The sequence below is a fragment of the Caballeronia catudaia genome, assembly GCF_001544755.2.
Classification (GTDB): Bacteria; Pseudomonadota; Gammaproteobacteria; order Burkholderiales; family Burkholderiaceae; genus Caballeronia; species Caballeronia catudaia.
In genome coordinates, this window is record NZ_FCOF02000008.1 from 110,837 (window position 1) to 134,978 (window position 24,142).

The following is a 24,142-nucleotide window of genomic DNA, read 5'->3' on the forward strand; positions in this document are numbered from 1 at the left end:
TATCAGGCGACGAGCGCGCGCGTACCCGGATCCATCGGCAGGCTTGCGAGCACATCGGCGTGATAGTCCGCATCGCCGAGACGCAGCGACGACGCCGTCAGATACTTGAAGTAGTCACCGACCGCCAGCTCCGCCGTGACGCCCATTCCGCCGTGCAACTGCACGGCCTGCTCGCCGACGAAGCGCGCCGCGCGGCCCACGATCAGCTTCGCGGACGAGATCATGCGGCGCCGTTCGGTTGCGTCGGCGACATCGATCGCCGATGCGGCCAGATGCGCCATCGACAACGCGAGCTCCTTCTGCACGAGCATGTCCGCCACGCGATGACGCAACGCCTGGAAGCGGGCGAGCGCCTGGCCGAACTGCTTGCGCGTGAGCAGATACTCGCCGGTCATTTCGATGAGACGCCCCATCGCGCCCGCACTCGACGCGCACAGCGCGGCAATGCCGCGTTCGAGGGCCGCTTCGAGCATCGCTTCGCCGCGCGCGCCATCGCCGAGCATCGCGCTGCGCGGCACGCGCACCGCTTGCAACGTGATTTCGGCGGCACGCTCGCCGTCGAGCATGGGATACGCGCGGACCGACACGCCCGCCGCCGACGCCGGCACGATGAACAGCGACAGCGCCTCCGCCGACGCGTTCCACGCCGACACGATCAGTGTATGCGCGGCCTCGCCGTGCCAGACGTGCACCTTGCGGCCATCCAGGACGAAGCTGTCGCCGTCTGTCCGCGCGACGGTCGACGGGCGCGCGAAGTCATAGCGGCTATCCTGCTCCTGATACGCGAGCGCCACGATCTCGCGGCCTTCCGCGATCGCGGTCAAATGCGCTTGCCGCTGCGCGTCGGTGCCTGCGAGCTGAATCAGGCCGGCTGCCATCACCGCGCAGGGAATCAGCGGTTCGCACAGCAGCGCGCGGCCGGCTTCGAACTGCACGGCGAACGTGTCGGTTGCGTTTCCGTCGAAACCGCCGTGCTCCGATGAGATCGTCAACCCAAGCAGGCCGAATTCCGCGTAGGCGCGCCACGCGTCGCGGCTGAAACCGTCCGGAGCGCGCAGGGCTTTGCGGCGCGCGTCGATCGGATAGCGCTCGTCGGTGAAGCGCCGCAGGCTGTCGGCGAGCTGGCGCTGCTCATCGCTGTATGAAAAGTCCATCTGCCACCTCACATGTCGAAAACCGCTTTCGCGATGATTTCCTTCTGCACTTCGTTCGTGCCGCCGAAAATGGTCGGCTTGCGCATGTCCAGATAAAAGCTGCCGACGCTCGCGCCATAGCCGGGCTCGGGCGTCCAGCCGTCGAAGCCGTCGGCGAGCCACTCGGGCGCGAACGGCAACGCGTTCGGCCCGGCGATATCGATATGCAGCGACGACAACGCCTGCTGCAATTCCGAGCCGCGGATCTTGAGAATCGACGACTCCACGCCCGCGCCACGCTGGCCCGCCTCCGACGCAACGCGCAGCAGCAGCATTTCGAGCGCCATGACTTCGGCTTCGATGCGCGCGATCTTTTCGCGCACGCGCACGTCTTCCGCAAGCGGCTTGCCGTTTCTGCGCTCACGCTGCGCCAGCGCCTTCACGTAACGCAGCTCGCGCCGGCAATGCCCGATGCCGGCGATGCCCGTGCGTTCATGGCCGAGCAGGTATTTCGCGTAGGTCCAGCCGTGGTTCTCCTCGCCGACGAGATTCCCGGCAGGCACTTTCACGCCGTCGAGCCAGACCTCGTTGATATCGGCGACGCCTTCGAGCGTGGGGATCGGGCGCACGGTGATGCCGGGCGACTTCATGTCGATGAGCAGCAGCGAAATGCCGCTCTGCTGCTTCGCCTCGGGATCGGTGCGGGTCAGACAGAACATCCAGTCGGCGTGCTGCGCCAATGTGGTCCAGGTCTTTTGCCCGGTCACGATGTAGTGGTCTCCTTCGCGCACCGCCCGGGTCTTGAGCGACGCGAGATCCGAGCCTGCCCCCGGCTCGGAATACCCCTGACACCACCAGTCCTCCAAGGTGAGGATGCGTGGCAGGAAGCGCGCTTGCTGTGCGGCGCTGCCGAACTTCATCAGCACCGGGGCAATCATGGTGAGGCCGAACGCAAGCTGACGCGGCGCGCCTGCGATGCCGCATTCGATATCGAACAGCAGCCGTTGCAGCGCGGTCCATCCCGTGCCGCCGGAGGCCTTCGGCCAGCCGGGCGCGCCCCAGCCGTGCGAATGCAGGATGCGCTGCCACCGCACGTGGTCGTCGCGCTCCAGATGACGATGATTCAGCACCTTGTCGCGCAGATCGTGCGGGAGACGGTCCCGCATGAATGCGCGGATTTCATCGCGAAACGCGAGATCTTCGTTCGAATAGCTCAGGTTCATTGACTTCCTCGTTATGACGGGCCCCTTCACAGCTTCACCATACGCGGCTCTGCGCGCCGAACCGCCACCCACCTCGGGTGGTCACGCACCGGTGCGCCTCCCCTATTCTCTGTCCAAGGGCAAACGATCTCGCCGCACGGTGAAATCGACAAATCAAGAGCCGGAGAAGGCGCGCGGCGTCGCAGCCGCATCCGGCAACACACATCCATGCTCGGGAGACAGATGTAATGAGCACGCTCGAAGCAAGCGGCAAGGTGGCACCGTCCTATCGTCCTGTGCGGTTTCCCGAGCGAAAGACGCTCGTCGAGCGCCGCGCGGATGGCACGCTGATTCTCCGTAGCGCTCGCGCGCTGCCGCGCATCGAACAGCGTTCGTTCGCGGACTTCGTTCCGCTTTGGGCCGTAAACCGCGGCGACACACCTGCGTTTTGCGAGCGCGACGCAAACGGCGAATGGCGCTCGCTCAGTTACAGCGAACTGTGGCGGCAAGTGCGGGCCGTGGCGGGCGCGCTGCTGGAGATGGGGCTGAACGCACGGCGTCCGCTCATCCTGCTGTCGGGCAATTCCATCGAGCAGGCCGTCGTGCTTCTGGCTGCGGAATATGTCGGCATTCCAACCGCGCCGGTGTCGCCCCCTTATGCGCTGATGAGCAAGGACTTCGCGCGCCTGAAGGCCATCTGCGGGATGGTGCCGCCGGGCGCGATATTCGTGCAGTCCGCGACGCCCTATGCGCGCGCCCTCGCGGCACTGGAAATCGAGAGTGTGCCCGTCATCGCGGTCGACGGTGCGCAGCAAGAACACTTCGCGTGGCAAGCGCTCATCCGCGGCCCGCTCGATGAATCCACGCTGCGCGCGATCGACCGCGCGCACGCCGCCGTCCGCAGCGAGGACACCGCGCGCGTGCTCTTCACGTCCGGCTCGACCGGACTGCCGAAAGGCGTGCGGCTCACATACGGCAATTTCAGCGCGGTCGCCGCCTATTTTTCGGACAGCTTCGCGTGGCTGCACGAAACGCAGCCGGTGTTCCTCGACTGGCTTCCGTGGCATCACGGTTTGGGCGGCGTGCTGAACTTCGGCCGGGCGGTCCAGTTCGGCGCGACGCATTACATCGACGATGGCCGGCCCGTGCCCGGCATGATCGAGCGCACGGTGCGCAATCTGCGCGAAGTATCGTCGACCATTCTCACGACGGTGCCCTCCGCGTGGGCGGTGCTCGCCACCGAGCTCGAGCGCGATCCGAATCTCGCGCAAAGCGTCTTGTCGAACGCGAGCTTCTTCGGCTACGGCGGCGCGAGCCTGCCGACGGAAGTCTGGAAGCGCATCCAGACCATCGCGGAGCAGACCATCGGCGAGCGCATCATGTTCTGCACGGGCCTTGCATCGACGGAAACGACCGGCATGGGCACGCATTGCAGCTGGGCGACGGATACGCCGGGGAATATCGGCACACCCGTACCTGGCTCGGAAGTGAAGCTCCTGCCGCTCGAAGGCGGCGACGGACGCTATGAATTCCGCATGCGCGGCCCGAACGTGTTCGGCGGCTATGTCGGCCAGCCGGAACTGACCGCGGCCGCGTTCGACGAGGAAGGCTTCTTCCGCTTCGGCGATGCCGTGCGTCTCGCCGATCCCGCCGATCCGGCGCAAGGCATGATCTTCGCCGGACGCACGGCCGAAGATTTCAAGCTCGCGAACGGAACGTGGGTGCGCACGGGCGCGCTGCGGCTCGCGCTCATCGACTGCTGCGCGCCGCTCCTGTCCGACGCCGTGATCTGCGGGCACGACCGCGACCATCTGGCCGCGCTCGCGTGGCCGAACGTCGCGGCGTGCCGGCGCATCGCGCCCGAACTCGAATCGCTCGACGCGAACGTGCTCGTCACGCATCCACTCGTCGTCGCCGAACTGAGCCGGCGTCTTGCGCAGCAGAAGGCAGGCGGCGCAACGCTCGTCATCGAGAAACTGATGCTGATGGCCGAGCCGCCTTCGCTCGACGCCAACGAAATCGCCGACAAGGGCTACGTCAATCAGGCCACGACGCGAGCGCGCCGCGCGCATCTGATCGAAGCGCTCTATCACCCCGATCCGGTTTCGCATGTCGCGTGTATCGGCGCTTCGTCGCGACACGCAAAAAACTAAGACCCAACCTCCCAGGAACCTGCAATGCACATCGATCGCACCGTCTTTCGAGACGATCATGAAATGCTTCGTACTACTGCGCGCCGTTTCTTCGAGCGCGAATGCGTTCCCCGCCAGGCGGCCTGGGACAAGGCCGGCTGCGTGGACCGCGAGACGTGGTTGAAAGCCGGCAAGCAAGGCCTGCTGTGCGTGTCGCTGCCGGACGAACACGGCGGTGGCGGCGGCGATTTCGGGCACGTGGCCGTGATCAACGAGGAAATGACGCGCGCGGGCGTGAGCGGCCCGGGCTTCGCGGTGCATTCGGATATTGTCGCGCCGTATATCGCGCGCATCGCCAGTGAAGAACAAAAGCAGCGCTGGCTGCCGAGTATCTGCACGGGCGAGCAGATTCTCGCCATAGCCATGACCGAGCCCGGCACGGGCAGCGACCTCAAGGCGGTGCGCACCACCGCGCGCCGCGACGGCGATCACTACGTCATCAACGGCAGCAAGACCTTCATCACGAACGGCCTAAACGCGGATCTCGTGGTCGTCGTCTGCACGACGGACCCGTCGGCGGGCGCGAAGGGCGTGAGCCTGATCGTCGTCGAGACGACGCGCGAGGGATTCCGGCGCGGCCGCAAGCTCGAAAAGATCGGCATGCATGCGCAGGACACGGCGGAACTCTTCTTCGACGACGTGCGCGTGCCGGTCGAGAACCGTCTCGGCGAAGAAGGCAAGGGCTTCGCCTATCTGATGGCCGAATTGCCGCAGGAGCGCCTGAGCATTGCGATCAGCGCGGCGGCGCGGCTGGAAGTGTGCCTCGAACACACGCTGAACTACGTGAAGGACCGCCGCGCGTTCAATCAGACCGTGTGGGACTTTCAGAACACCAAGTTCAAGCTCGCCGATATCAAGGCGCAGGCCATCGCCGTGCGTCTGATGATCGATCACTACCTCGACGCGCACATGCGGCGCCGTCTGACGCTCGAGGAATCCGCCATCGCGAAGCTCTTCGCCACCGAGTCGCTCGGCAAGGCGCTCGACGAGATGGTCCAGTTGCACGGCGGCTACGGCTACATGCTCGAGTATCCCGTCGCCCGCGCGTTCGTCGATGCACGCGTAACACGCATCTACGGCGGCGCGAGCGAGGTCATGCGCGATCTCATCTCGCGCAAGCTGTAAGGCAATCGAACCCTCAATCACTGAAGGAGAAGGACATGAGTCGCAAGGTGTTTGTCGCGGGTGTGGGCATGATTCCGTTCAAGAAGCCGGGTGCGAGCGAAACATACGACGTGATGGGCGAAACCGCCATCCGCGATGCGCTCGCCGACGCCGGGCTCGATTACAAGGCCATTCAGCAAGCGTATGCCGGCTATGTCTACGGTGACTCGACGAGCGGACAGAAAGCGATCTATCGCGTCGGCATGACGGGCATTCCGGTCATCAACGTCAACAACAATTGCGCGACGGGTTCCACCGCGCTCTATCTCGCGCGGCAGGCGGTCGAATCCGGCGCGGTCGAATGCGCGCTCGCCGTGGGCTTCGAGTTCATGCAGCCGGGCGCGTTGTCGTCGAAGTGGAATGACCGCGCGCCCGCGCTCGAACGCGCACTCGACCTGACGAACAAGCTCGTCGGCCATACCGAGATTCCCACCGCGATCCGCCAGTTCGCGGGCGCGGGCCTGGTGCACATGCGCAAGTACGGCACGAAGCTCGAAACCTTCGCGCGCATCCGCGCCAAAGCCAGCGAGCATGCGGCGCGCAACCCGCTCGCCGTGTTCCGCAACGTCGTCTCGACGGAAGACGTGATGAACGCGCCGGTGCTGTGGGAAGGCGTGCTGACGCGCCTCATGGCCTGCCCGCCGACGTGCGGCGGCGCGGCGGCCATCGTCGTGTCCGAAGCCTTCGCGCGCAAGCACGGACTGCGCACCGACGTGCTGATCGCGGGCCAGTCGCTCGCCACCGATTTGCCGAGCACGTATGAATCGGGAGACATGATTCGCGTCGTCGGCTTCGACATCACGCGCACCGCGGCGCAGCAGGCCTACGAGCAGGCGGGCGTCGGCCCCGAGGACATCGATGTGGTCGAGCTGCACGACTGCTTCGCGCAGAACGAGCTCATCACCTACGAAGGACTCGGCCTGTGCAAGGAAGGCGAAGGCGAGCGCCTCGTGCTGGATGGCGACAACACCTACGGCGGCAAGTGGGTGACCAATCCCTCGGGCGGCCTGCTGTCGAAGGGGCATCCGCTCGGCGCGACGGGACTCGCGCAATGCTACGAGCTGACGCATCAACTGCGCGGCACGGCGGGCGATCGTCAGGTCAAGGGCGCGAAGCTCGCGTTGCAGCACAACCTCGGCCTCGGCGGCGCGGGCGTCGTCACCATCTTCAAGCGGGCTGTGTGATGAGCATCGACAAGAAGCATATCGGCATGCGTCTGCCGGTCTACACGGCAAGCGCGGACGCGTGGCGCCTGCGCTTCTTCGCGAAGGCGACCGGCGAGACGAACCCGGTCTATTTCGACGAAGCCGCCGCACGCGACGCGGGTTATCCCACGCTCCCGCTGCCGCCGACGTTCCTGTTCTCGCTCGAATTCGAGCAGCCGTCGACGGCCTGGCGCGACGAGCTGGGCATCGTGCCGTCGCGCATCCTGCATGGCGAGCAATCGTTCACGTACCACCGCATGGCGTATGCCGGCGATGTCCTGCGCTACGAGAGCCGCGTCGCGGATATCTACGACAAGAAGAACGGCGCGCTGTGGTTCATCGTGCGTGAGACGCGCGTGACGAGCCAGCGCGGCGAGCATGTTGCGGATCTGCGCAGCATCATCGTTCAGCGATAAGCGGGGGACACGCGAATGAACACCATCAGTTTCGATTCGATCCAGGTTGGCGACACTTTGCCGCCGCTCACGCTGCCGCCGGTGAATCGCACGACGCTCGCGCTGTTCGCGGGCGCGTCGGGCGATCACAACGCCGTTCATATCGACACCGACTATGCGCGGCGTGCCCGCGCGCCGGACGTGTTCGCGCACGGCATGTTGTCGATGGCGTGGCTCGGGCGTCTGCTCACGTCGTGGGTCGAGCAGCGGCAGTTGCGCGCGTTCGGCGTGCGCTTCGTCGGCATTACGCAACTCGGGCATGTCATCACGTGCACGGGCAAGGTCACCGAGAAGTTCGAGGCAGAGGGCGAGCGCCGCGTGCGGCTCGAGATCCAGACCGTCAATCAGTATGGCGAAGCGCGCGTGCTGGGCGACGCGGTCGTCGCGCTTTGACTTTATCTATCAGGACATCATCATGGGAAAGCTCGAAGGAAAAGTGGCATTGGTAACCGGCTCGGGGCGCGGCATCGGTCAGGCGATCGCGCTCAAGCTCGCGAGCGAGGGTGCGCGGCTCGTCATCAACGATCTCGACGCGGAGCCCGCGCAGGAAACCGTCGAATTGCTCAAGAAGCAAGGCACGGAAGCGGTGGCGTGTGTCGGCAACGTGACTGCGCCGGACTTCGCGGACCGGCTCATCGGCACCGCGATGAGCGCGTTCAAGGGCATCGATATCATCGTCAACAATGCGGGCTATACGTGGGACGACGTCGTGCAGAAGATGACCGATGAACAGTGGTACGCGGTCATCGACTGTCATATGACGGCGCCCTTTCGCATCCTGCGCGCCGCGTATCCGCACATCAAGGCGTTGCATGCGGCGGACAAGGAAGCCGGGCGCGAGAACTATCGGAAGATCGTGAATATTTCGTCGGTGTCGGCGCTGAATGGCAATGCCGGGCAGATGAATTACTCGTCGGCTAAGGCGGGTGTGATCGGCATGACGCGCGCGCTGGCCCGCGAATGGGGACGCTTCAACGTCAATGTGAACTGCGTCGCGTTCGGGTTGATCCATACGCGCATGACGGTGAGTACGGAAGTCGCTGCGTCCGTGAAGATCGATGGGCGCGATATTCGTGTCGGCCTGAATGCGGACATGCTGAAAGCGCATGCGCAGCGTAATTCGCTGGGCCGCGGAGGTACGCCGGAGGAAGCGGCTGGCGGTGTCTATCTGTTCTGCTCGCCGGAGTCGAATTACATCACCGGGCAGACGGTGGCGGTGGCGGGGAATCTGCAGTAAGGCTTTTTGATTGCTCCTTTGAGTTGGTCGTTTGGCTTGTTTCATTTGGCACGCCGCAGCGCAAGCTGGGCGTGCCGTTTTTGTTTCAAGTCGTAAAGGCTCTTTTCATTGTTTGTCATTTTGGATATCGAAATACTTTCCAGTGGTTTCGATGTCGAGGAATTGATGCGTCGAAGCCACTCGGGGCTTGCGATGCCGTCAAGTCGCGTCCGATTACATGCGATGTAATTGGCGCGATGATCGGCCGGTTCTAATCTTCGTCTGTCGCGCCGCCGTTTCGGCAGCGCTCGTCGAAGGAGAGAATCATGTCGAGCTATCCCGTTCATACGATCCAATCCGCGCCCGCCGAATCGAAGCCCGCGCTCCAGCAACTTCAACGGCTGTTCGGCACGGTTCCGAACGTTGCGGCGAAGATGGCTTCATCGCCGGTGTTGATCGGCGGTTTCATCGCCCTGTTCGAGCGCGTGCATGCAAGCAGTCTGACCGAGCCGCAGATTCAGACGCTATTGCTCACGAACGCGGTCGCGAACGCCAGCGAATGGCCGGTAGCATTTCATACGGCGCTCGCGTTGAACGAAGGCGTGCATCCCGCCGATGTCGATGCGATCCGCCGCGGCGACTTGCCTCATGATGCGACACTGGCGGCGCTATCCTCGCTGGCGCGGAAGCTGATCGGGCAGCGCGGGCGCATCACGGAAGCGGATCGCGAACGCTTTATCGAATCGGGCTTCAGCGCGGAGCAGTTGCTCGAAGTCGTCGCCGTGGTGGCGGCATCGACGATCACCAACTATGCGAGCAGCATCACCCGGCCGCCGCTCGAAGCGCAGTTCGAAGCGTTCGTCTGGAAGGCGCCCGCTTTGTGAGTCTTATCGATACGTCCAACTCGTCAGAGGAAATTCGATGACCGCCATCACGTCCGAATCGAAAGCGCCGCCGGGCGAACTCGGTGATCTATTGCGCTATTGGCGCGATGTGCGTGGCGTGAGTCAGCTCGATCTCTCCCTCGAAGCGGGCGTTTCGCAGCGCCAGATCAGCTTCATCGAAAGCGGGCGCAGCGTGCCGGGCCGTGACACGCTCCTGACGCTCGCGCAGACGCTCGATGTCCCGCTGCGCGAGCGCAATGCGCTGCTGCTCGCCGCGGGCTACGCACCCGTGTATTCCGAGGCGCCGTGGAACGCGCAGGAAATGCATGGGGTCATTCGCGCGCTGGAGCGGGTTGTTCGCCAGCACGACCCGTTTCCGGCGATCGTGATGGACCGGCACTGGAACGTGCTGATGACCAACGACGCAGCGCCCCGCTTCTTCGGCTGTTTCATCGACATGGCCGCGCGCGAAGGTCCGCGCAACATGCTGCATCTGATGTTCGATCCGAAAGGCCTGCGTCCATTCGTGGCCGATTGGGACACGGTCGCACGAAGCCTGCTGCAACGTGTGTATCGCGAATCCGTGGGCCATGTGGTCGATGCCGGCACCACGCGTCTGCTCGATGAACTGCTCGCTTATCCGGATGCGCCGCACGACTGGAAAGCGCATCGCGGGCCGGTCGCGCCGACCGTGCCGGTCATCCCGATGGGCTTCGTCATCGACGGAATCGTGCTTCGATATTTTTCGATGGTCACGACTGTCGGCGCGCCACAGAACGTCGCTTCGCAAGAGATACGCCTGGAATGCATGTTCCCCGCCGATGACGAAACGGAAACTCGTCATCGGCAACTGCTCGCGGGGCCTTCGGAACACGGTTCAGTTTTGCGCGGCAAGCCCTACAATCCCGCGATGCGTTCGTCGTCAAACCCCCATTCCCGCAACGCATCACGCCCGCCCTCGCCTCGCTGCGGCGCTGGCCGCGATATCTCCGACGGCGTCCCCGAAAACCGCGGCGCCGGAGCGGGCTGCACGACGCCGTCGAATTCGACGAAACTCCCGCGCGCGCGATTCTGCGGATGTTCCGGCGCCTCCGCGAATCCCAGCACCGGCGCCACGCAGGCATCGCTGCCGTCGAACGCGCGACACCACTCGTCTCGCGTCCGCTCCGCGAAGGCTGCCGCAAAGCGTTGCCTCAAAACCGGCCATCCTTTTCGATCATGCTGCGCCGGCAAATCGGCATCGGCCAGCCCGAGCTTTTCCAGCAGCTCCGCATAAAACCGCGACTCCACCGCGCCGACGGCCATGTAGTGCCCATCCCGCGTGCGATAACTGTCGTACCACGGCGTGCCGCCATCGAGCAGATTGCTCTCGCGCGCCTCGCGCCAGTTCCCCGATGCGACCAGGCCAAAGATCGTCGTGCCGAGTTGCGCGGCGCCTTCGATCATGGCGGCATCGACCACTTGTCCGGCGCCGCCGCGCTGCACGTTGACCAGCGCCGCGACCACGCCGAGCGCGAGCAGCATGCCGCCACCGCCGTAATCGCCGACGAGATTGAGCGGCGGAACCGGCGCTTCGCCTGCGCGCCCGATCGCCGACAGCACACCCGACAGCGCGATGTAGTTCAGGTCGTGCCCCGCGCGATGCGCGAGCGGCCCCGTCTGCCCCCAGCCCGTCATGCGCCCGTACACGAGCTTCGGATTGCGCGCGAGCGCCGCGTCAGGACCGATGCCAAGCCGCTCCATCGTGCCCGGACGAAATCCTTCGACGACGATATCCGCCTTCGACATCAGTTCGAGCACGGTATCGGCCGAAGCGGGCTCTTTCAGATCGAGCGTGATGGAACGCCGGCCGCGTCCCGTCACGTTCTTGTGCTTGCCGCTGATCTTCGGGCCGAGATCGCCCGCCGCGACCGGCCTGTCGACACGCAAGACATCCGCGCCCATGTCGGCCAGCAACATGCAGCCGAACGGCGCAGGACCGATCGCCTCGAATTCCAGAACCCGAACTCCGCTCAATACGCCCATGACGGCTTGCCTCCGGTTTGATAGATCCGTCAGTAAGCCCGATACATCACTACGCGGGACCACCCCGCGCGGGTGGATGGAATGAAGCCGATCCGATGCTTCAGCGCGCCATGATCGTCTCGACGACCGATATGATCTGCTGCCCCGCTGTCTTCACGTGCTGTTCGAGCAGCTTTGCGCCGCGCTTCGCATCGCGCTTGCGGCATGCATCGATGAGGCTCATGTGCTCGTCGTGCGATTGCTCGCGAATCGGCACCTGCACGACCTGAAAGCGGAAATAGCGGTCGCTGCGATCGTGCAGCACGCGCAGCATCTGCAGCGTGATATCGCGCCGCGCGGGAAGATAGAGCGTCTCGTGCAGCCGCCAGTTCAGTTGACCCCAGAGCGCTGATTCCGCGTCGTCCATTTCGCTGACGAGTCTTGCGGCTTTCGCGATTTCGGCATCGGTGATATGCGGAATCGCCTGCGAAAAGAGCCACGGCTCCAGCCGCAAGCGAATCTCGAACGTCTCCTGCACTTCCTCTATCGAAAGCTCCGCGACATACGCGCCCTTGTGCGGCTCCTTCGTCAGCAGGCCTTCGCCGGTCAGCCGCGTGATCGCCTCGCGGATCGGCACGCGGCTCACGCCGAGCTCATCGGCGAGCGCTTCCTGGCGCAGCACTTCGCCGGGCGCGAGATCGCCCGACAGGATGCGTTGACGAAGCGCGGTCGTGACGAGTTCGACCGTCGTCGTGCGCACGATCTTGTGCGTGGAGTCGCTTGCGTTCGGATTCGTGGCGACGGGAGACATGGGCTTTTTCGGTGCTATTCGTAAGGTTGGGGCATCGTAGCACGCAGTTTCACAGCAAAGTCTGGCGCACCCACGCGCCGTTCTTCATCACGCCCGCGATGCGCTCCCCCTGCCCCGTCAGCACGCGAATATCCTTCAGCGGATCGCCATCGACGACGAGCAAATCCGCATACGCGCCCGCCGCGACGACGCCCAGCCTGCCCTTCATATTGACGATTTCCGCGCCCAGCGCCGTCGCCTGACGAATGACTTCGAATGCGCCGACGATATCCGCGCGAATCGACAGTTCATCGCTCTGGTACTGGTGCATGTCGCCGAGCAGATCGGTGCCGAGGCCGATCTTCACGCCACGCGCGTGCAGCATCGCGAGCGCTTCGAGGCCGCGCTTGCGCACCGATTCGTTCTTGTCGAGCGTGTCTTTCGCGAGCCCCATCTGAGCGCCGACCTTCGACATCGCGTCATACGTGACGAGCGTCGGCACGGCATAGGCGCCGTGCTCGGCCATCACGCTCGCGGTTGCTTCGTCGATGAGATTGCCGTGCTCGATCGTCCGCACGCCGAGCTTCACCGCGCGCGCGATCGCCTTCGGCGTGTACGCATGCGCCATCACATACGTCTGATGCGATTCCGCTTCCTCGACGGCGGCCTTCACTTCATCGACGGAGAATTGCAGATTGCCGATGGGATCGGTCGGCGACGCCACGCCGCCCGACGCCATGATCTTGATGTGATGCGCGCCCGCGCGCATTTCCTCGCGCACGGCACGGCGCATTTCATCGACGCCGTCGACCACGCGCCCGATCGCGCCCATGTTCCGATTGCAGCCGCACGGATCGGGGTCCGAGTTGTCGAAGCGCTCGCGAAAATCGCCGTGGCCGCCGGTCTGCGAGAGCGCCTTGCCCGCGACGAACAGACGCGGCCCCGCGATCACGCCATCCTCGATCGAACGCGAGAGCGCGTAGTCCGCGCCGCCCGCATCGCGCACGGTCGTGAAGCCGCGATCGAGCATGCCCGCGAGTATCGGCACCGCGCGCAAGATGGCGAAGGTGTTCGGCAGGCGGCTGTTGTTGCCGAGATGCGCGACCGATGCGATCACATGCGCGTGGCAGTCGATCATGCCGGGCATCACCGTCTTGCCGCCGACATCGATGACCTGCGCGCCGTCCGCGTGCACCGGCTCGCGCGTGACTTCGCGGATCGTGTCGCCGTCGATGACGATGGAATAGCGGCCGTCGTCGCGTTCGTGATCGACGTCGAGCACGCGTGCGTTCTTCAGTACCAGCATGACGTGAGTCTCCGTTTATTTCAGCAGGAATCCGTGCGCGAGCGGATCGCGGTCGTCGACGAAAATCGTGTTATGGCCCGTCACGCGCGCCCATCCTTCGATGGCCGGCACGATTGCGTCGAATTCGCCGACGCGCGCGGCTTCCATCGGCACGCCATCGAACAAGGTGCCGATGATGCTTTCATGCACGAAGCGCTCGCCGATCTTCAGTTGCCCCTTCGCGACACGCTGCGCCATGCGCGCCGACGTGCCCGTGCCGCACGGCGAACGGTCGATGGCCTTGTCGCCGTAGAACACCGCGTTGCGCGCGCTGGCGCCATCGACGGTCGGCTCGCCCGTCCACATGACGTGACTGAGGCCGCGTATCGCGTCGTTTTCCGGATGCACGAACGTGTACTTCTCGTTGGCCTTTTGCCTCAAAACAGGGCTCAGGCGCTGGATATCCGATGGCTTCAGCGCATGCAGACCGGCGTAATTGCGCTGCGGCTCGACGATCGCATAGAAGTTGCCGCCGTATGCGACATCGAAACGAATCTCGCCGATGCCATCGACTTCTACGACCAAGTCTTGCGAATGCAGAAACGACGGCACGTTGACGAGCTGCACCGAGTCCACATGCTCGCCATTCATCCGGTACCGCGCGACGACGAGACCCGCGGGCGTGTCGAGCCGCAGCACGCCAGGCTCGCGCGGCCGCACGAGTCCATGTTCGATGGCGGTCGTCACCGTGCCGATGGTTCCGTGCCCGCACATCGGCAGGCAGCCGCTCACTTCGATGAAGAGAATCGCCAGATCGCAGTCGGGACGCGTCGGCGGATAGAGAATGCTGCCGGACATCACCTCGTGGCCGCGCGGCTCGAACATCAGCGCGGTGCGGATCCAGTCGAACTCGCGCAGGAAATGGGCGCGCCGTTCGATCATGTCGCGCCCCTCGAGCGTCGGCGCGCCGCCCGCGACAACGCGCACCGGATTGCCGCACGTGTGTCCGTCGATGCAGAAGAAGGTCGACTTCATTGCGCGAGCGCCCGCACATTGGCGATCGCCTTCTCGACGATCTCGATGGTCCGCTGCCGTTCATCGCCTTCGAGCATCAGGCGCGGCGCTTTCACGTATTCCGGATAGCCCGCCGTGATGTTTTCCGCGAGCTTGATGTATTGCACGAGCTTCACGTGCGTGTCGAGATGGAAGAGGTCGATCAACGCGCGATACAGCGCGCGCGCCTTGTCGTACTCGCCGTTCACGGCGTAATTCAGCAAGTCGACGGATTCCTTCGGCATTGCGTTCGCCATGCCCGAGACCCAGCCCTTCACGCCGAGCGCGACCGATTCGACGATGAGATCGTCGACGCCGCAGAACACGACGAAGCGATCGCCGAAACGCGCATAGAGATCGGTGACGCGCGTCGTGTCGTAGGTCTCTTCCTTGATCGCAACGACGTTCGGTTCATCCGCGAGTTGCGCGAGCAGATCGGGGCGCATGTCGACGCCATAGCCGCGCGGGTTGTTGTAGATCATCAAGCCGAGCTTCGTCGAACGTGCAATCGACCGATAGTATTCGACCGTTTCGCGATCGTCCGAGCGGTAGGTGAGGCCCGGAAACACCATCAATCCCTGCACGCCGATTGTTTCGGCATCCTTTGCAAATTGTGTCGCGTTCGCCGTGTTCAGTTCCGCGAGGCCGGAAATCACGGGCACGCGCCCGTTCGCCGTTTCGACGGCGATCTTCAGCACCGTGCGCTTTTCTTCGGGCGTGAGCTGCGCGTTCTCGCCGACCATGCCCATCATCACGACGCCGCCCACCCCGTTCTCGATGAGCCGATTCAATCCGCTCACGATGGCATCGCGGTCGAGCGAGCCGTCCTGTTTCAGCTTCGTCGTGACTGCGGGAAACACGCCATTCCAGTTCACTTGCATGGTTGCTCCTTCAGGGGGTTCAGTTATCGAAACGCGAGATCGAATACGGCGCGAGCGGCACGCGCGGCGTGCGGCACGCGAGCACATCGGCGACGAGCGCGGCGGTCGTCGCCGATTGCGTCAGCCCGAGATGACCGTGGCCGAATGCATAGACGACGGACGGCGCGCGCGGCGATGCGCCGATCACCGGCAGTGAATCGGGCGTCGCGGGGCGATGGCCCATCCACTTCGCGGCGTCCGTATCGTCGATGCCGGGAATGAAGCGCTTGCCGAGCGCGAGCAACGCGTCGCTGCGACGATAGTTCGGCGGCGCATCGATGCCCGCGAACTCCGCCGCGCCGCCGATGCGCAAGCCCACGTCGAGCGGCGTCGCGACGAACTTGCGCTCCGCGAAGATCACTTCGCGCGTCAGTTCGATGCCATGTCGCGGCAGCGTCGCGTTATAGCCGCGCTCGCTTTCGAGCAATACGTTGTCGCCGATCGATCTCGCCAGCGCGGCCGACCACGCGCCCGCCGCGATCACGATGCGCCGTCCTTGCACACGCTCATCGTTCGCCAACAAGACCGTATCCGGCGATTCGACCGCGCGCGCGATGCCCGTCACGAAGCGCGCGCCGAGCGAACGCACACGCTCGCGCAACAGCGTGACGATGCGGCGCGGATCGCCGATATGCGACCAGTCGTCGAGAAACACGCCATGTCTGAACACCGGTGCAAGCGATGGCTCGCATTCGCGGACCTGCTGCGCGTTCAGCGCATGCCAGCGCGCACCGAGCTCGCGCTTGAACGCCCATTCGGTTTGATCAGCGGCGAAGGCTTCATCGGTTTCGTAGACGGTGAGCGCGCCACGGCGATAATGCATCGCGCTCGCGCCGATATCGTCGAACATCGGCACGATGTCGTCGTACACGCGGTTGTTCAGCAGCGCCAGTGCGTGCGAAATCGCGTGAAAGCGCGCCGGCTCGCTCGCGCGCCGAAACGCAATGAACCACGGCAACGCCTTCGGCACGTGCTTCCAGTCGAGCGCGAGCGGACCGAGCGGGTCCATCAGCCATTTCGCGGCCTTCGTGAACATGCCGTGCACGGCGATCGGCGTGCTTTCCGTCACCGCGATGCCGCCCGCGTTGCCGTGCGACGCGCGATCGCCTTCGAAATCCCGATCGATGACGGTCACGCGCGCACCGTCGCCGCCGTCACGCAAGGCGGCCCATGCGCAGGCCAGCCCGACGATGCCCGCGCCGACCACCACGACATCCGCCATTGCTTCGTTGGTCATTGCAGCGGCGCGTGCGCCGTCTCCTTGATGGTGAGGACCGTGAGCGTCGAAAGCAGCGCGGCGAGCATCACGAAATACGCGGGCGAGAGCGGCGAGCCGGTCGCCTTGATGAGCCCGATGGCGATCATCGGCGCGAAACCGCCGAATACCGCGTTCGCGATGCCGTAGCCGATCGACATCCACGTCGTGCGGATTTTCGTTGGAAAGAGTTCGGAGAGCACGGCGGGACCGACGCCCGAGAAGATGCCGATGATCACGCCGCCCAGAATCTGCACCGCGCCGACCATTGCCGCCGATTTGTATTCGAGCATCAAATGGAAGATCGGATACGGCAGCGCCAGGAACGCGATGCAACCGATGGCGTAGATCGGTTTGCGGCCGAAGCGATCCGAGGCGGCGCCCCAGAAGGGAATCGATATCGTCATCACGACGAGCCCGGCCGTGTTGAGCCACAGCGCCGTCGACGCGTGAATGCCGACGTATTTCGTCGTGAACGACGGCAGGTAGTTGAGCAGCACGTAGAGCGAGACAGTCCACACAATCACGAGCCCGCAGGCTTGCAGGCCGAGCAGCGCGGGCGCGCGGCCTTTCGACTTGGGCGCTTCGTCGGAGGCGCTTTGGTAGATGGGCGTTTCCTCGCTGCGCTTGCGGATGATCCAGCCGATCGGCCCGATCACGATCGCACCGACGATGAACGGCACGCGCCAGCCCCAGTCGAGCATCGCTTGCTGACTGAGCAGCGTCGTCATGAGCGCGGCTGCGCCGGAGCCGAGCAACATGCCGCCGAGCGTGCTGCATTGCTGGAAGCTGCCGTAAAAGCCGCGCTTGTTCGGCGGCGCCCACTCGACGAGAAACGCGACCGCGTTGCCCAGTTCACCGCCGACCGAGATGCCTTGCAGCATGCGCGCGGCCACCAGCAGGATCGGCGCCATGATGCCGATGGACGCATAGGTCGGCAGCAGCGCCATGAACAGCGTGGCGGCGGCCATCAGCGGCATGACGAAGGTGAGCGTCCACTTGCGGTCTTTCTTGTCGCCGAGCCAGCCGAAGATGATCGCGCCAAGCGGACGCGCCGCGAAGCCCAGGCCAAACGCGCCGAAGGTGCCGAGCATCGCGGCGAAATCGTCGCCGGTCGGGAACATCACTTTGGCGATGACGGTCGCGAGGAACGCGTAGGTGCCGAAATCGAACCATTCGAGAATGTTGCCGACGACCGCGGCCGTGACGGCGCGGCTGGATTTGGATGCGGCGCGGGGGGCGTCGGTTGCGGTGTAGGGGTTTGCAACGGGGCTGGCGCGGTCGGTCATGGTGGCTCCCTCCGGTGACTGTGGGATGCTGACCGGGGGATTGTGCGCTTATCTCAAAATTGAATCAAGGATTTTGGATCCAAAAATAGCTGACAGAGACCACTCCGTAAAAGGTGACCGGGCAAGCCTTGAAGGTTTCGAAGCTTGCCGCTCATCTTTAGCTCCTGGAGGCTAACGGCGGGCGAACACGAAGGAAATTGTCTGAGGATGCACGGGAGCAAATAGGCGAAGATCCGTATTGCTGTAGCCATCGCCTGTTGCCAGTGGCCGCAACTGATTCACATAACTAGATACGCCGTTAGCGTGAAAGATCGACCGTGTTCTGGGTTCGTATTGAACCTGCTGCAAATAAGTCGCCGTAAGGAGAGGCGTCGTTTTTCGTTTGCTCACGTCATAGAGCGTGATCAAGTTCGGATTTCCACTGCTGTCGTCGCCAAACAGGATTTGTTCGTTAGTGGCTGCCGAGAGGAAGGTCGGCTTTATGACTGGCAAGTCGGTTAACGTGCGCATAGTGCCGCTTGCCAAATCAAGTTCGGTCAGATTGCCTTCGGCTGGCGCCGTAAAGAGAACGAAATAGGCTTTCTTCGCATCAGGTGTCGCGGCGAGTTCAGGCTTTTTATAATAAGTACTCGGATTTCCCAGTGGAGTAAAGCCGGCAGGATATGATCGTGTAATCGCCCCACTCGCGAGATCGACGCGCAAAATCTCGCGCATACGTGGCCATGTGTTGCTGTTGTCGGCCAAGACGTAAAGGCTTCCGCGATCGTCCTTTGCGGTCGCGAATTTGCGCGGACTGTATCCCGACAGCACGATCCTTTTCGTTGCCTTTCCAGAATCCGTGTCGATAATTCCAATCGCGGAATCTCGGCTCTCAGCGACGTAGAACTGACGCCCATCCAGCGAAGGCAGAAGATCATTGTCCGCCGAGCTGGATGTAATCAGTTCATCCGTCATGCTCAGGACCTTATTGGTCGCTGTATCGATGGTTGCCACGTAGTAACTCATGTTCAGCGCTTTGCGAAGAGCCACATGCGCGCGCGTTCCGTCACCGCTCGAGAATATGCCAGCAAACGAGTGATCAGGAAATTCGAACGTGGCCTTTTCCGCAAGCGTCGATGCATCATAAGCTACGACTTTGGCCGGAGCAGAGGTCCACGTCTTCCCTACATAAAAGCTTCCCTTTAGTAGCGGCACCCCATAGTACTTCTGTGCCATAGCAATATCCGTCGCGCTCAGCTTTCCATTACCGTTCCACTCCGGGTTGCAGTAATTCATGACTGAGGCAAGATCCCATGCGCCGATCATCGTATCGCCAATGGTGCCTTGCGCAGGCTCCTTGCACGTCGACGGCGTATCCGGACGATTCTGTTCATGAGCAAAGCCCAGCGCATGTCCGAATTCGTGTGCGGCAACATTGCGAATGCAGTATTCTTCGCGGCCCCGACAACTCGGGCTCCAGTTCGCAAACGTGAAATTGAGCGCCATCCCTCCGACTACGTTATTCAACATCGCCCCGAGGCCGCGGGTATGCGGTCCGCTCCCTGCAATATCTTCGACCGATATCCGAATCCCATAGAAGCTCGGATCGTTCGTACATTGCTGCCATCCGGCGAACTCCACGCTAGAATGTTCCTCCCAGCTCTCCTGGACGGCGAGACGAGTCCAGCTACGCTCCTTGGCGTACTGCGCGAAGTCCGCACTGCTCATGTCCCAGCAAACGCCGATGGGAATCTGCTTCCAGATGACGGTCGATAGCGCATAGCCCTTGACCGTGCTCTTATCCTGCGCGCTCGCCTCCTCGACCGAACTCTTGGTAGTAGAGCTAAGCGCAGCGGTGCTGCTATCGCCGCCACCGCACCCACTAAGCAGCATTCCTAACAATAAAGCAATTATCAGCGCTATGATTCGTCTCATCTTCTTCTCCATGATCACGGCCATGCATCTGGCGCAATGGCAGGAGAAGTATATTTTTGAAGCGAAATCAAAATAGAATGTACATTACATAGCGTTGACAAAAATCATTGCATCAAGACAGTGAGCTGATCCGATAGGCAGCGAGAATGCGTCGTCTATGTCGCTCGCCCCTCACCGCGCCCCATAAAACATCTGCGCCATCACGATATCCGTCGCGCTGAGTTGCCCATTACCGTTCCAGTCAGGATTGCAGTAATTCATGATCGATGCGAGATCCCACGCGCCGATCACCATGTCGCCATAGGTGCCTTGCGCAGGCTCGTTGCATGTCGATGGCGTGTCCGGCCGATTTTGCTCGTGCGCGAAACCGAGCGCGTGACCGAACTCGTGCGCGGCGACATTGCGGATGCAATACTCTTCGCGGCCCGCGCAACTGGGACTCCAGTTCCGGAAGGTGAAGTCGAGCACCATGCCGCCCACCACGTTGTTTAAATTAGTGCCGAGGCCTTGCGTATGCGGGCCATTTGCGGCGTTGTCATCGATCGAAATCCGTATGCCGTAATAGTTCGGATCGTTCGTGCACTGCTGCCAGCCGGTGAACGTGGCGCCCGAGTGCGCCTCCCAACTCGCCTCGACCGCGAGGCGGCTCCAGTTGCGTTGAGTGGTATACGTCGCGAAATCGGCATTGCTCATGTCCCAGCAGACGCCGATGGGAACCTGCTTCCACATCACAGTCGATAACGCATAGCCCTTGACCGTGGTTCTGTCCTGAGCGCTGGCGTTCGCGGTATCGGCGCCGCTATCGCTTCCACTGCATGCGCTCAGCAGCATCCCTAACAATAATGCAAATATCCCCAGCCCGAATCGCGTCATCTTCTTCCCCGCTTCGATCGCCATGCATCAACGGGAAAGTATATTTTCTAATCCACCATGAAAATGAAATGGTCATTACATAAGATCGACGAAAAATGCCGCCGTGACGATCACGCCGCGCTTCGGCGGCTCACGATGCTTGAGCGCAATCTCCCCCCGATGCGCCTGCACGATTTCCTTCGCGATCGCGAGCCCGAGTCCCGTCCCTTCGGTATCGGAGGAAGCGCGATAAAACGGCTCGAACACGCGGCTGCGCGCTTCGGCGGGAATGCCGGGACCGTCGTCGGTGACGGTCAGCGTCACACGTTGCGCATCACGTGCGACGCAAACGGTCACATGCCCGCCCGGCTGCGTATAGCGAATCGCGTTCTCGGCGACATTGAAAACCAGCGCCGACAACAACGCTTCATGCCCGATGATCCACGCCGATTCCACCAGCTCCGCGCCGAGATCGATGTCCCGCTTTTGCGCGAACATCGCCAGATCTTCGACCACGTCCTGCGCGATCGAAGCCAGATCGACCTTCTGTCTCGCAAGCTGCGTATAGTCCGCCGCTTCCGCCTGCGCGAGCAGCAACAGCTTGTTCGTGAGACCTACCATCGACCGGTTGCTTCGCTGCATCGCCGCCAGCGCTTCTGAAAGCGTCGGCTCGATATCGCGATGTTGCCGCGCGAACTGCAACTGCGTCTCCAGCAGCGTGAGCGGCGTGCGCAACTGATGCGCCGCATCCGCGATGAAGCGCCGCTGCGCCGCCACCTGAAGCCCGAGCCGCGCGATGCACTGATTGATCGCCTCGACGATAGGCCGCAACTCCGTATGCAATCGCTCGACGCGCAATGGCTCGAGTTGCATCGGATCGCGGTCCATCACTTCTTCCTTCACCTTCAGCAACGGCCGCAGTTCGAATGTCAGGCCGATGCACGCCAGCGCCACGGCGAGCAACACCATCTCGATCTGCCGCACGAGTTGCGGACGCCACAGCTCGCGCAGCATCGCATCGCGCGAAGCCTGCGTCTTGCCGACCGATACGAGCACGCGCCGGATCGCGCCGTTGTCGTACATCTGGCGCACGATCCCGACCGCGCGTATCGGCTTGCCGTGCAGATCGGCGTCGTAATAGATGGGCGAGTCGTGACGCGCCGCCTGACGCGCCGGAAAATCGGGCACGCCCGCGAGCAGACGGCCATCGTCGACGCTCACGTTGTAGAACACCTGATCGCCTTGCGGCGACGCGAACACTTCCAGCGCGGCAGGCGGAATATCGACGAGCAGGCGGCCATCGGACCATTCCACTTCGCCCGCGATCATCCGCGCGGACGCGAGCAGCGTGTTCTCCTGAACGAGATCGGCGGTGTGCCGTGCGTTGTCGTAGGCCGCCTTGCCGGTCACGAACACGTAGATCGCGAGCGGCACCAGCAGCCACCACAGGAGACGGACGCGAAGACTATTGGTCATCGTCCTTTTTGCGCAGCAGATAACCGAGCCCGCGCAGCGTGACGATAGCGGCAGAACTGCCATCGAGCTTCTTGCGCAGCCGCGACACATAGATTTCGAGCGCGTCTTCGCTGGGCTGATCTTCATGCGTGAAGATCGCGTCCAGAAGCGATGCCTTCGACACCGTCTTGCCGAGCCGCAAGATCAACGCTTCGAGCACGCTGCGCTCGCGCGGCGTCACGTTGAGCGGCGCACCCTTGAGCGTGAACTGATGCGTGTCGATATCGAAGACGAGATCGCCACACACAACCTCATTGGCCGTCGATGACGTGCGCCGCCGGATCATCACCTTCACGCGCGCGACGAGCTCGCGCACCTCGAACGGCTTCACGAGGTAATCGTCCGCGCCAGCGCCGAGCAACTCCACTTTCTCGTCGATGGAACCGCTCGCGGTCAGGATCATCACCGGCGTCGCATCGCCGCGCTGACGCAGGCGGCGCAACACGTTCTTGCCGGACAGACGCGGAAGGTTGAGATCGAGCAGCACGACATCGTATTGATTGGTGCGCAGCAGTTGATCGGCGGATTCGCCATCCTGCACGGCTTCGAGTGCGAACGACTCCTGTTCCAGCATCTTCGCGAGCCAGAGCGAGAGCGTCGGATTGTCTTCGATGAGGAGCAGCTTCATGGTGGCGCGATTGTAGGGCTTCGACGAACGATGAAGCATCGGGTTAACACCCATGTTTTGCCATCGGCGCAGAAAGCTTACAGAAGGTTTCCCGTTCCTATAATCGCCGCACACATTCGAAAAGCGGGCCTTTCGCTATTCAACGGCCCACACCAAGGAGACTCCCGATGCGTACTCTGCGCCAGATCGCCGTTTTGTCCGGTATTGCCTTCGCACTCGCAGCCGCTTCCGTGTCCGCGCATGCGGAGAAAATTTCCATCATGGTCGGCGGCGCGACCAAGATCATTTATCTGCCCGCGAAGCTGACCGAGCAGCTTGGCTACTTCAAGGACGAAGGGCTGGACGTCGAAATTCTCTCGCAGCCCGCCGGCGTCGATGCCGAAAACGAGTTGCTCGCGGGCGCGGTGCAAGGCGTCGTCGGCTTCTACGATCACACCATCGACCTGCAAAGCAAGGGCAAGGAAGTGCAGGCGCTCGTGATCTTCGGCCAGGTGCCGGGCGAAGTGGAAATGGTGTCGACGAAGCAGGCCGACAAAATCAAAAGCATGGCCGACGTCAAAGGCAAGACGCTCGGCGTGACGGGCCTCGGTTCATCGACGAGCTTTCTCACGCAATATCTCGCGCAGCGCGGGGGCGTGACCTCGAAGGAATACACGCTCCTGCCGGTGGGCGCGGATGCGAGCTTCATCGCGGCGATCAAGCAGGAGCGCATCGACGCGGGCATGACCACCGAGCCGACCGTCTCGCAACTGCTCAAGACCGGCGAGGCGAAAGTGCTCGTCGATATGCGCACGCTCGAAGGCACGCGCGCGGCGCTCGGCGGCACGTATCCGGCATCGAGCTTCTACGTGCAGCGCGCATGGGCCGAATCGCATAAAACCGACGCCGCGAAGCTCTCGCGCGCGTTCGCGAAGACGCTCAACTTCATCGCGACGCACAGCGCGGAAGAGATCACCGAGAAGATGCCGAAGGACTATTACGCGAAGAACAAGGACTTGTACGTGGGCGCGCTGAAGGCCTCGCTGCCGATGTTCACAAAGGACGGCAAGATGCCCGCCGATGGTCCCGGGACGGTGTTGAAGGTGCTCGCCGCGTTCAATCCGTCGGTGAAGGGCAAGCATATCGACCTCGCGCGCACGTATTCGAACGAATACCTGTCGGGCACGGCGACGGCATCGAAGTGAGG

Annotated in this window: 21 protein-coding genes and 1 pseudogene; 9 read left to right on the top strand and 13 right to left on the bottom strand. The window is 63.1% G+C overall.

Features of this window, described 5'->3' with window-relative positions; genetic code table 11:
* Positions 1-2: 2 nt before the first annotated feature.
* Complete coding sequence (locus AWB75_RS11315; RefSeq protein WP_061124170.1) at positions 3-1,154, bottom strand: acyl-CoA dehydrogenase family protein; 1,152 nt, start codon at positions 1,152-1,154, stop codon at positions 3-5.
* A gap of 8 nt (positions 1,155-1,162) precedes the next feature.
* Positions 1,163-2,356: an acyl-CoA dehydrogenase family protein gene (locus AWB75_RS11320; RefSeq protein ID WP_061124171.1), complete on the bottom strand. Its 1,194-nt coding sequence runs from the start codon at positions 2,354-2,356 to the stop codon at positions 1,163-1,165.
* A 227-nt stretch (positions 2,357-2,583) separates the two neighbouring features.
* Here AWB75_RS11320 and AWB75_RS11325 point away from each other — a divergent pair, with 227 nt between their 5' ends.
* From AWB75_RS11325 to AWB75_RS11360, 8 genes and pseudogenes are all read left to right on the top strand, one after another.
* The gene (locus AWB75_RS11325) at positions 2,584-4,488 is read left to right on the top strand and encodes a feruloyl-CoA synthase (RefSeq protein WP_061124172.1); all 1,905 of its coding nucleotides are present in this window, start codon (positions 2,584-2,586) and stop codon (positions 4,486-4,488) included.
* Between the two features lie 24 nt (positions 4,489-4,512).
* Complete coding sequence (locus AWB75_RS11330) at positions 4,513-5,652, top strand: acyl-CoA dehydrogenase family protein (protein WP_061124173.1); 1,140 nt, start codon at positions 4,513-4,515, stop codon at positions 5,650-5,652.
* Between the two features lie 35 nt (positions 5,653-5,687).
* Positions 5,688-6,875, top strand: a complete 1,188-nt coding sequence (locus AWB75_RS11335; protein ID WP_061124174.1) for a lipid-transfer protein — start codon at positions 5,688-5,690, stop codon at positions 6,873-6,875.
* The gene (locus AWB75_RS11340; protein ID WP_061124175.1) at positions 6,875-7,312 is read left to right on the top strand and encodes a MaoC family dehydratase N-terminal domain-containing protein; all 438 of its coding nucleotides are present in this window, start codon (positions 6,875-6,877) and stop codon (positions 7,310-7,312) included. Before AWB75_RS11335 ends, AWB75_RS11340 begins: the two co-directional genes overlap by 1 nt.
* Before the next feature lie 15 nt (positions 7,313-7,327).
* Positions 7,328-7,744 carry a MaoC family dehydratase gene (locus tag AWB75_RS11345; protein ID WP_061124176.1) on the top strand — a complete coding sequence of 139 codons (417 nt, stop codon included), beginning with the start codon at positions 7,328-7,330 and terminating at the stop codon, positions 7,742-7,744.
* Positions 7,745-7,766: 22 nt separating this feature from the next.
* On the top strand, positions 7,767-8,588 hold the full coding sequence (locus tag AWB75_RS11350) for an SDR family NAD(P)-dependent oxidoreductase (protein WP_061124307.1): 822 nt from the start codon (positions 7,767-7,769) through the stop codon (positions 8,586-8,588).
* Between the two features lie 305 nt (positions 8,589-8,893).
* Positions 8,894-9,451: a carboxymuconolactone decarboxylase family protein gene (locus AWB75_RS11355; RefSeq protein ID WP_061124177.1), complete on the top strand. Its 558-nt coding sequence runs from the start codon at positions 8,894-8,896 to the stop codon at positions 9,449-9,451.
* Positions 9,452-9,488: 37 nt separating this feature from the next.
* A pseudogene (locus tag AWB75_RS11360) lies at positions 9,489-10,310 on the top strand (helix-turn-helix domain-containing protein); the annotation flags it as partial.
* Positions 10,311-10,348: 38 nt separating this feature from the next.
* Here AWB75_RS11360 and AWB75_RS11365 read toward each other — a convergent pair.
* The 11 genes from AWB75_RS11365 to AWB75_RS11415 form a co-directional block, all read right to left on the bottom strand.
* Positions 10,349-11,476, bottom strand: coding sequence for a CaiB/BaiF CoA transferase family protein (locus AWB75_RS11365; protein ID WP_061124179.1), 1,128 nt, complete (start codon positions 11,474-11,476; stop codon positions 10,349-10,351).
* Between the two features lie 100 nt (positions 11,477-11,576).
* Positions 11,577-12,266, bottom strand: coding sequence for a GntR family transcriptional regulator (locus AWB75_RS11370; RefSeq protein WP_061124180.1), 690 nt, complete (start codon positions 12,264-12,266; stop codon positions 11,577-11,579).
* 49 nt (positions 12,267-12,315) lie between these two features.
* A complete protein-coding gene (locus AWB75_RS11375) occupies positions 12,316-13,551 on the bottom strand; it encodes a metal-dependent hydrolase family protein (protein WP_061124181.1) in 1,236 nt (411 codons plus the stop codon).
* Positions 13,552-13,566: 15 nt separating this feature from the next.
* Positions 13,567-14,565 (bottom strand): 4-hydroxyproline epimerase, encoded by a 999-nt coding sequence (locus tag AWB75_RS11380; RefSeq protein WP_061124182.1) that lies wholly within the window; start codon positions 14,563-14,565, stop codon positions 13,567-13,569.
* Complete coding sequence (locus AWB75_RS11385) at positions 14,562-15,464, bottom strand: dihydrodipicolinate synthase family protein (protein WP_061124183.1); 903 nt, start codon at positions 15,462-15,464, stop codon at positions 14,562-14,564. The genes AWB75_RS11380 and AWB75_RS11385 overlap by 4 nt, the downstream gene beginning before the upstream one ends.
* A gap of 19 nt (positions 15,465-15,483) precedes the next feature.
* The gene (locus AWB75_RS11390; RefSeq protein ID WP_087086579.1) at positions 15,484-16,740 is read right to left on the bottom strand and encodes an NAD(P)/FAD-dependent oxidoreductase; all 1,257 of its coding nucleotides are present in this window, start codon (positions 16,738-16,740) and stop codon (positions 15,484-15,486) included.
* Positions 16,737-18,047 carry an MFS transporter gene (locus tag AWB75_RS11395; RefSeq protein WP_061124184.1) on the bottom strand — a complete coding sequence of 437 codons (1,311 nt, stop codon included), beginning with the start codon at positions 18,045-18,047 and terminating at the stop codon, positions 16,737-16,739. Before AWB75_RS11395 ends, AWB75_RS11390 begins: the two co-directional genes overlap by 4 nt.
* Positions 18,048-18,218: 171 nt before the next feature.
* Positions 18,219-19,973: an ATPase gene (locus AWB75_RS36995; protein ID WP_235012068.1), complete on the bottom strand. Its 1,755-nt coding sequence runs from the start codon at positions 19,971-19,973 to the stop codon at positions 18,219-18,221.
* A gap of 159 nt (positions 19,974-20,132) precedes the next feature.
* The gene (locus AWB75_RS11405) at positions 20,133-20,690 is read right to left on the bottom strand and encodes a M12 family metallopeptidase (RefSeq protein WP_235012069.1); all 558 of its coding nucleotides are present in this window, start codon (positions 20,688-20,690) and stop codon (positions 20,133-20,135) included.
* A gap of 219 nt (positions 20,691-20,909) precedes the next feature.
* Complete coding sequence (locus AWB75_RS11410; protein WP_061124186.1) at positions 20,910-22,289, bottom strand: sensor histidine kinase; 1,380 nt, start codon at positions 22,287-22,289, stop codon at positions 20,910-20,912.
* Positions 22,279-22,956 carry a response regulator gene (locus tag AWB75_RS11415; protein WP_061124309.1) on the bottom strand — a complete coding sequence of 226 codons (678 nt, stop codon included), beginning with the start codon at positions 22,954-22,956 and terminating at the stop codon, positions 22,279-22,281. The genes AWB75_RS11410 and AWB75_RS11415 overlap by 11 nt, the downstream gene beginning before the upstream one ends.
* Before the next feature lie 167 nt (positions 22,957-23,123).
* Between AWB75_RS11415 and AWB75_RS11420 the strand changes: the two genes are divergently transcribed.
* On the top strand, positions 23,124-24,140 hold the full coding sequence (locus AWB75_RS11420; RefSeq protein ID WP_061124187.1) for an ABC transporter substrate-binding protein: 1,017 nt from the start codon (positions 23,124-23,126) through the stop codon (positions 24,138-24,140).
* Positions 24,141-24,142: the final 2 nt, after the last annotated feature.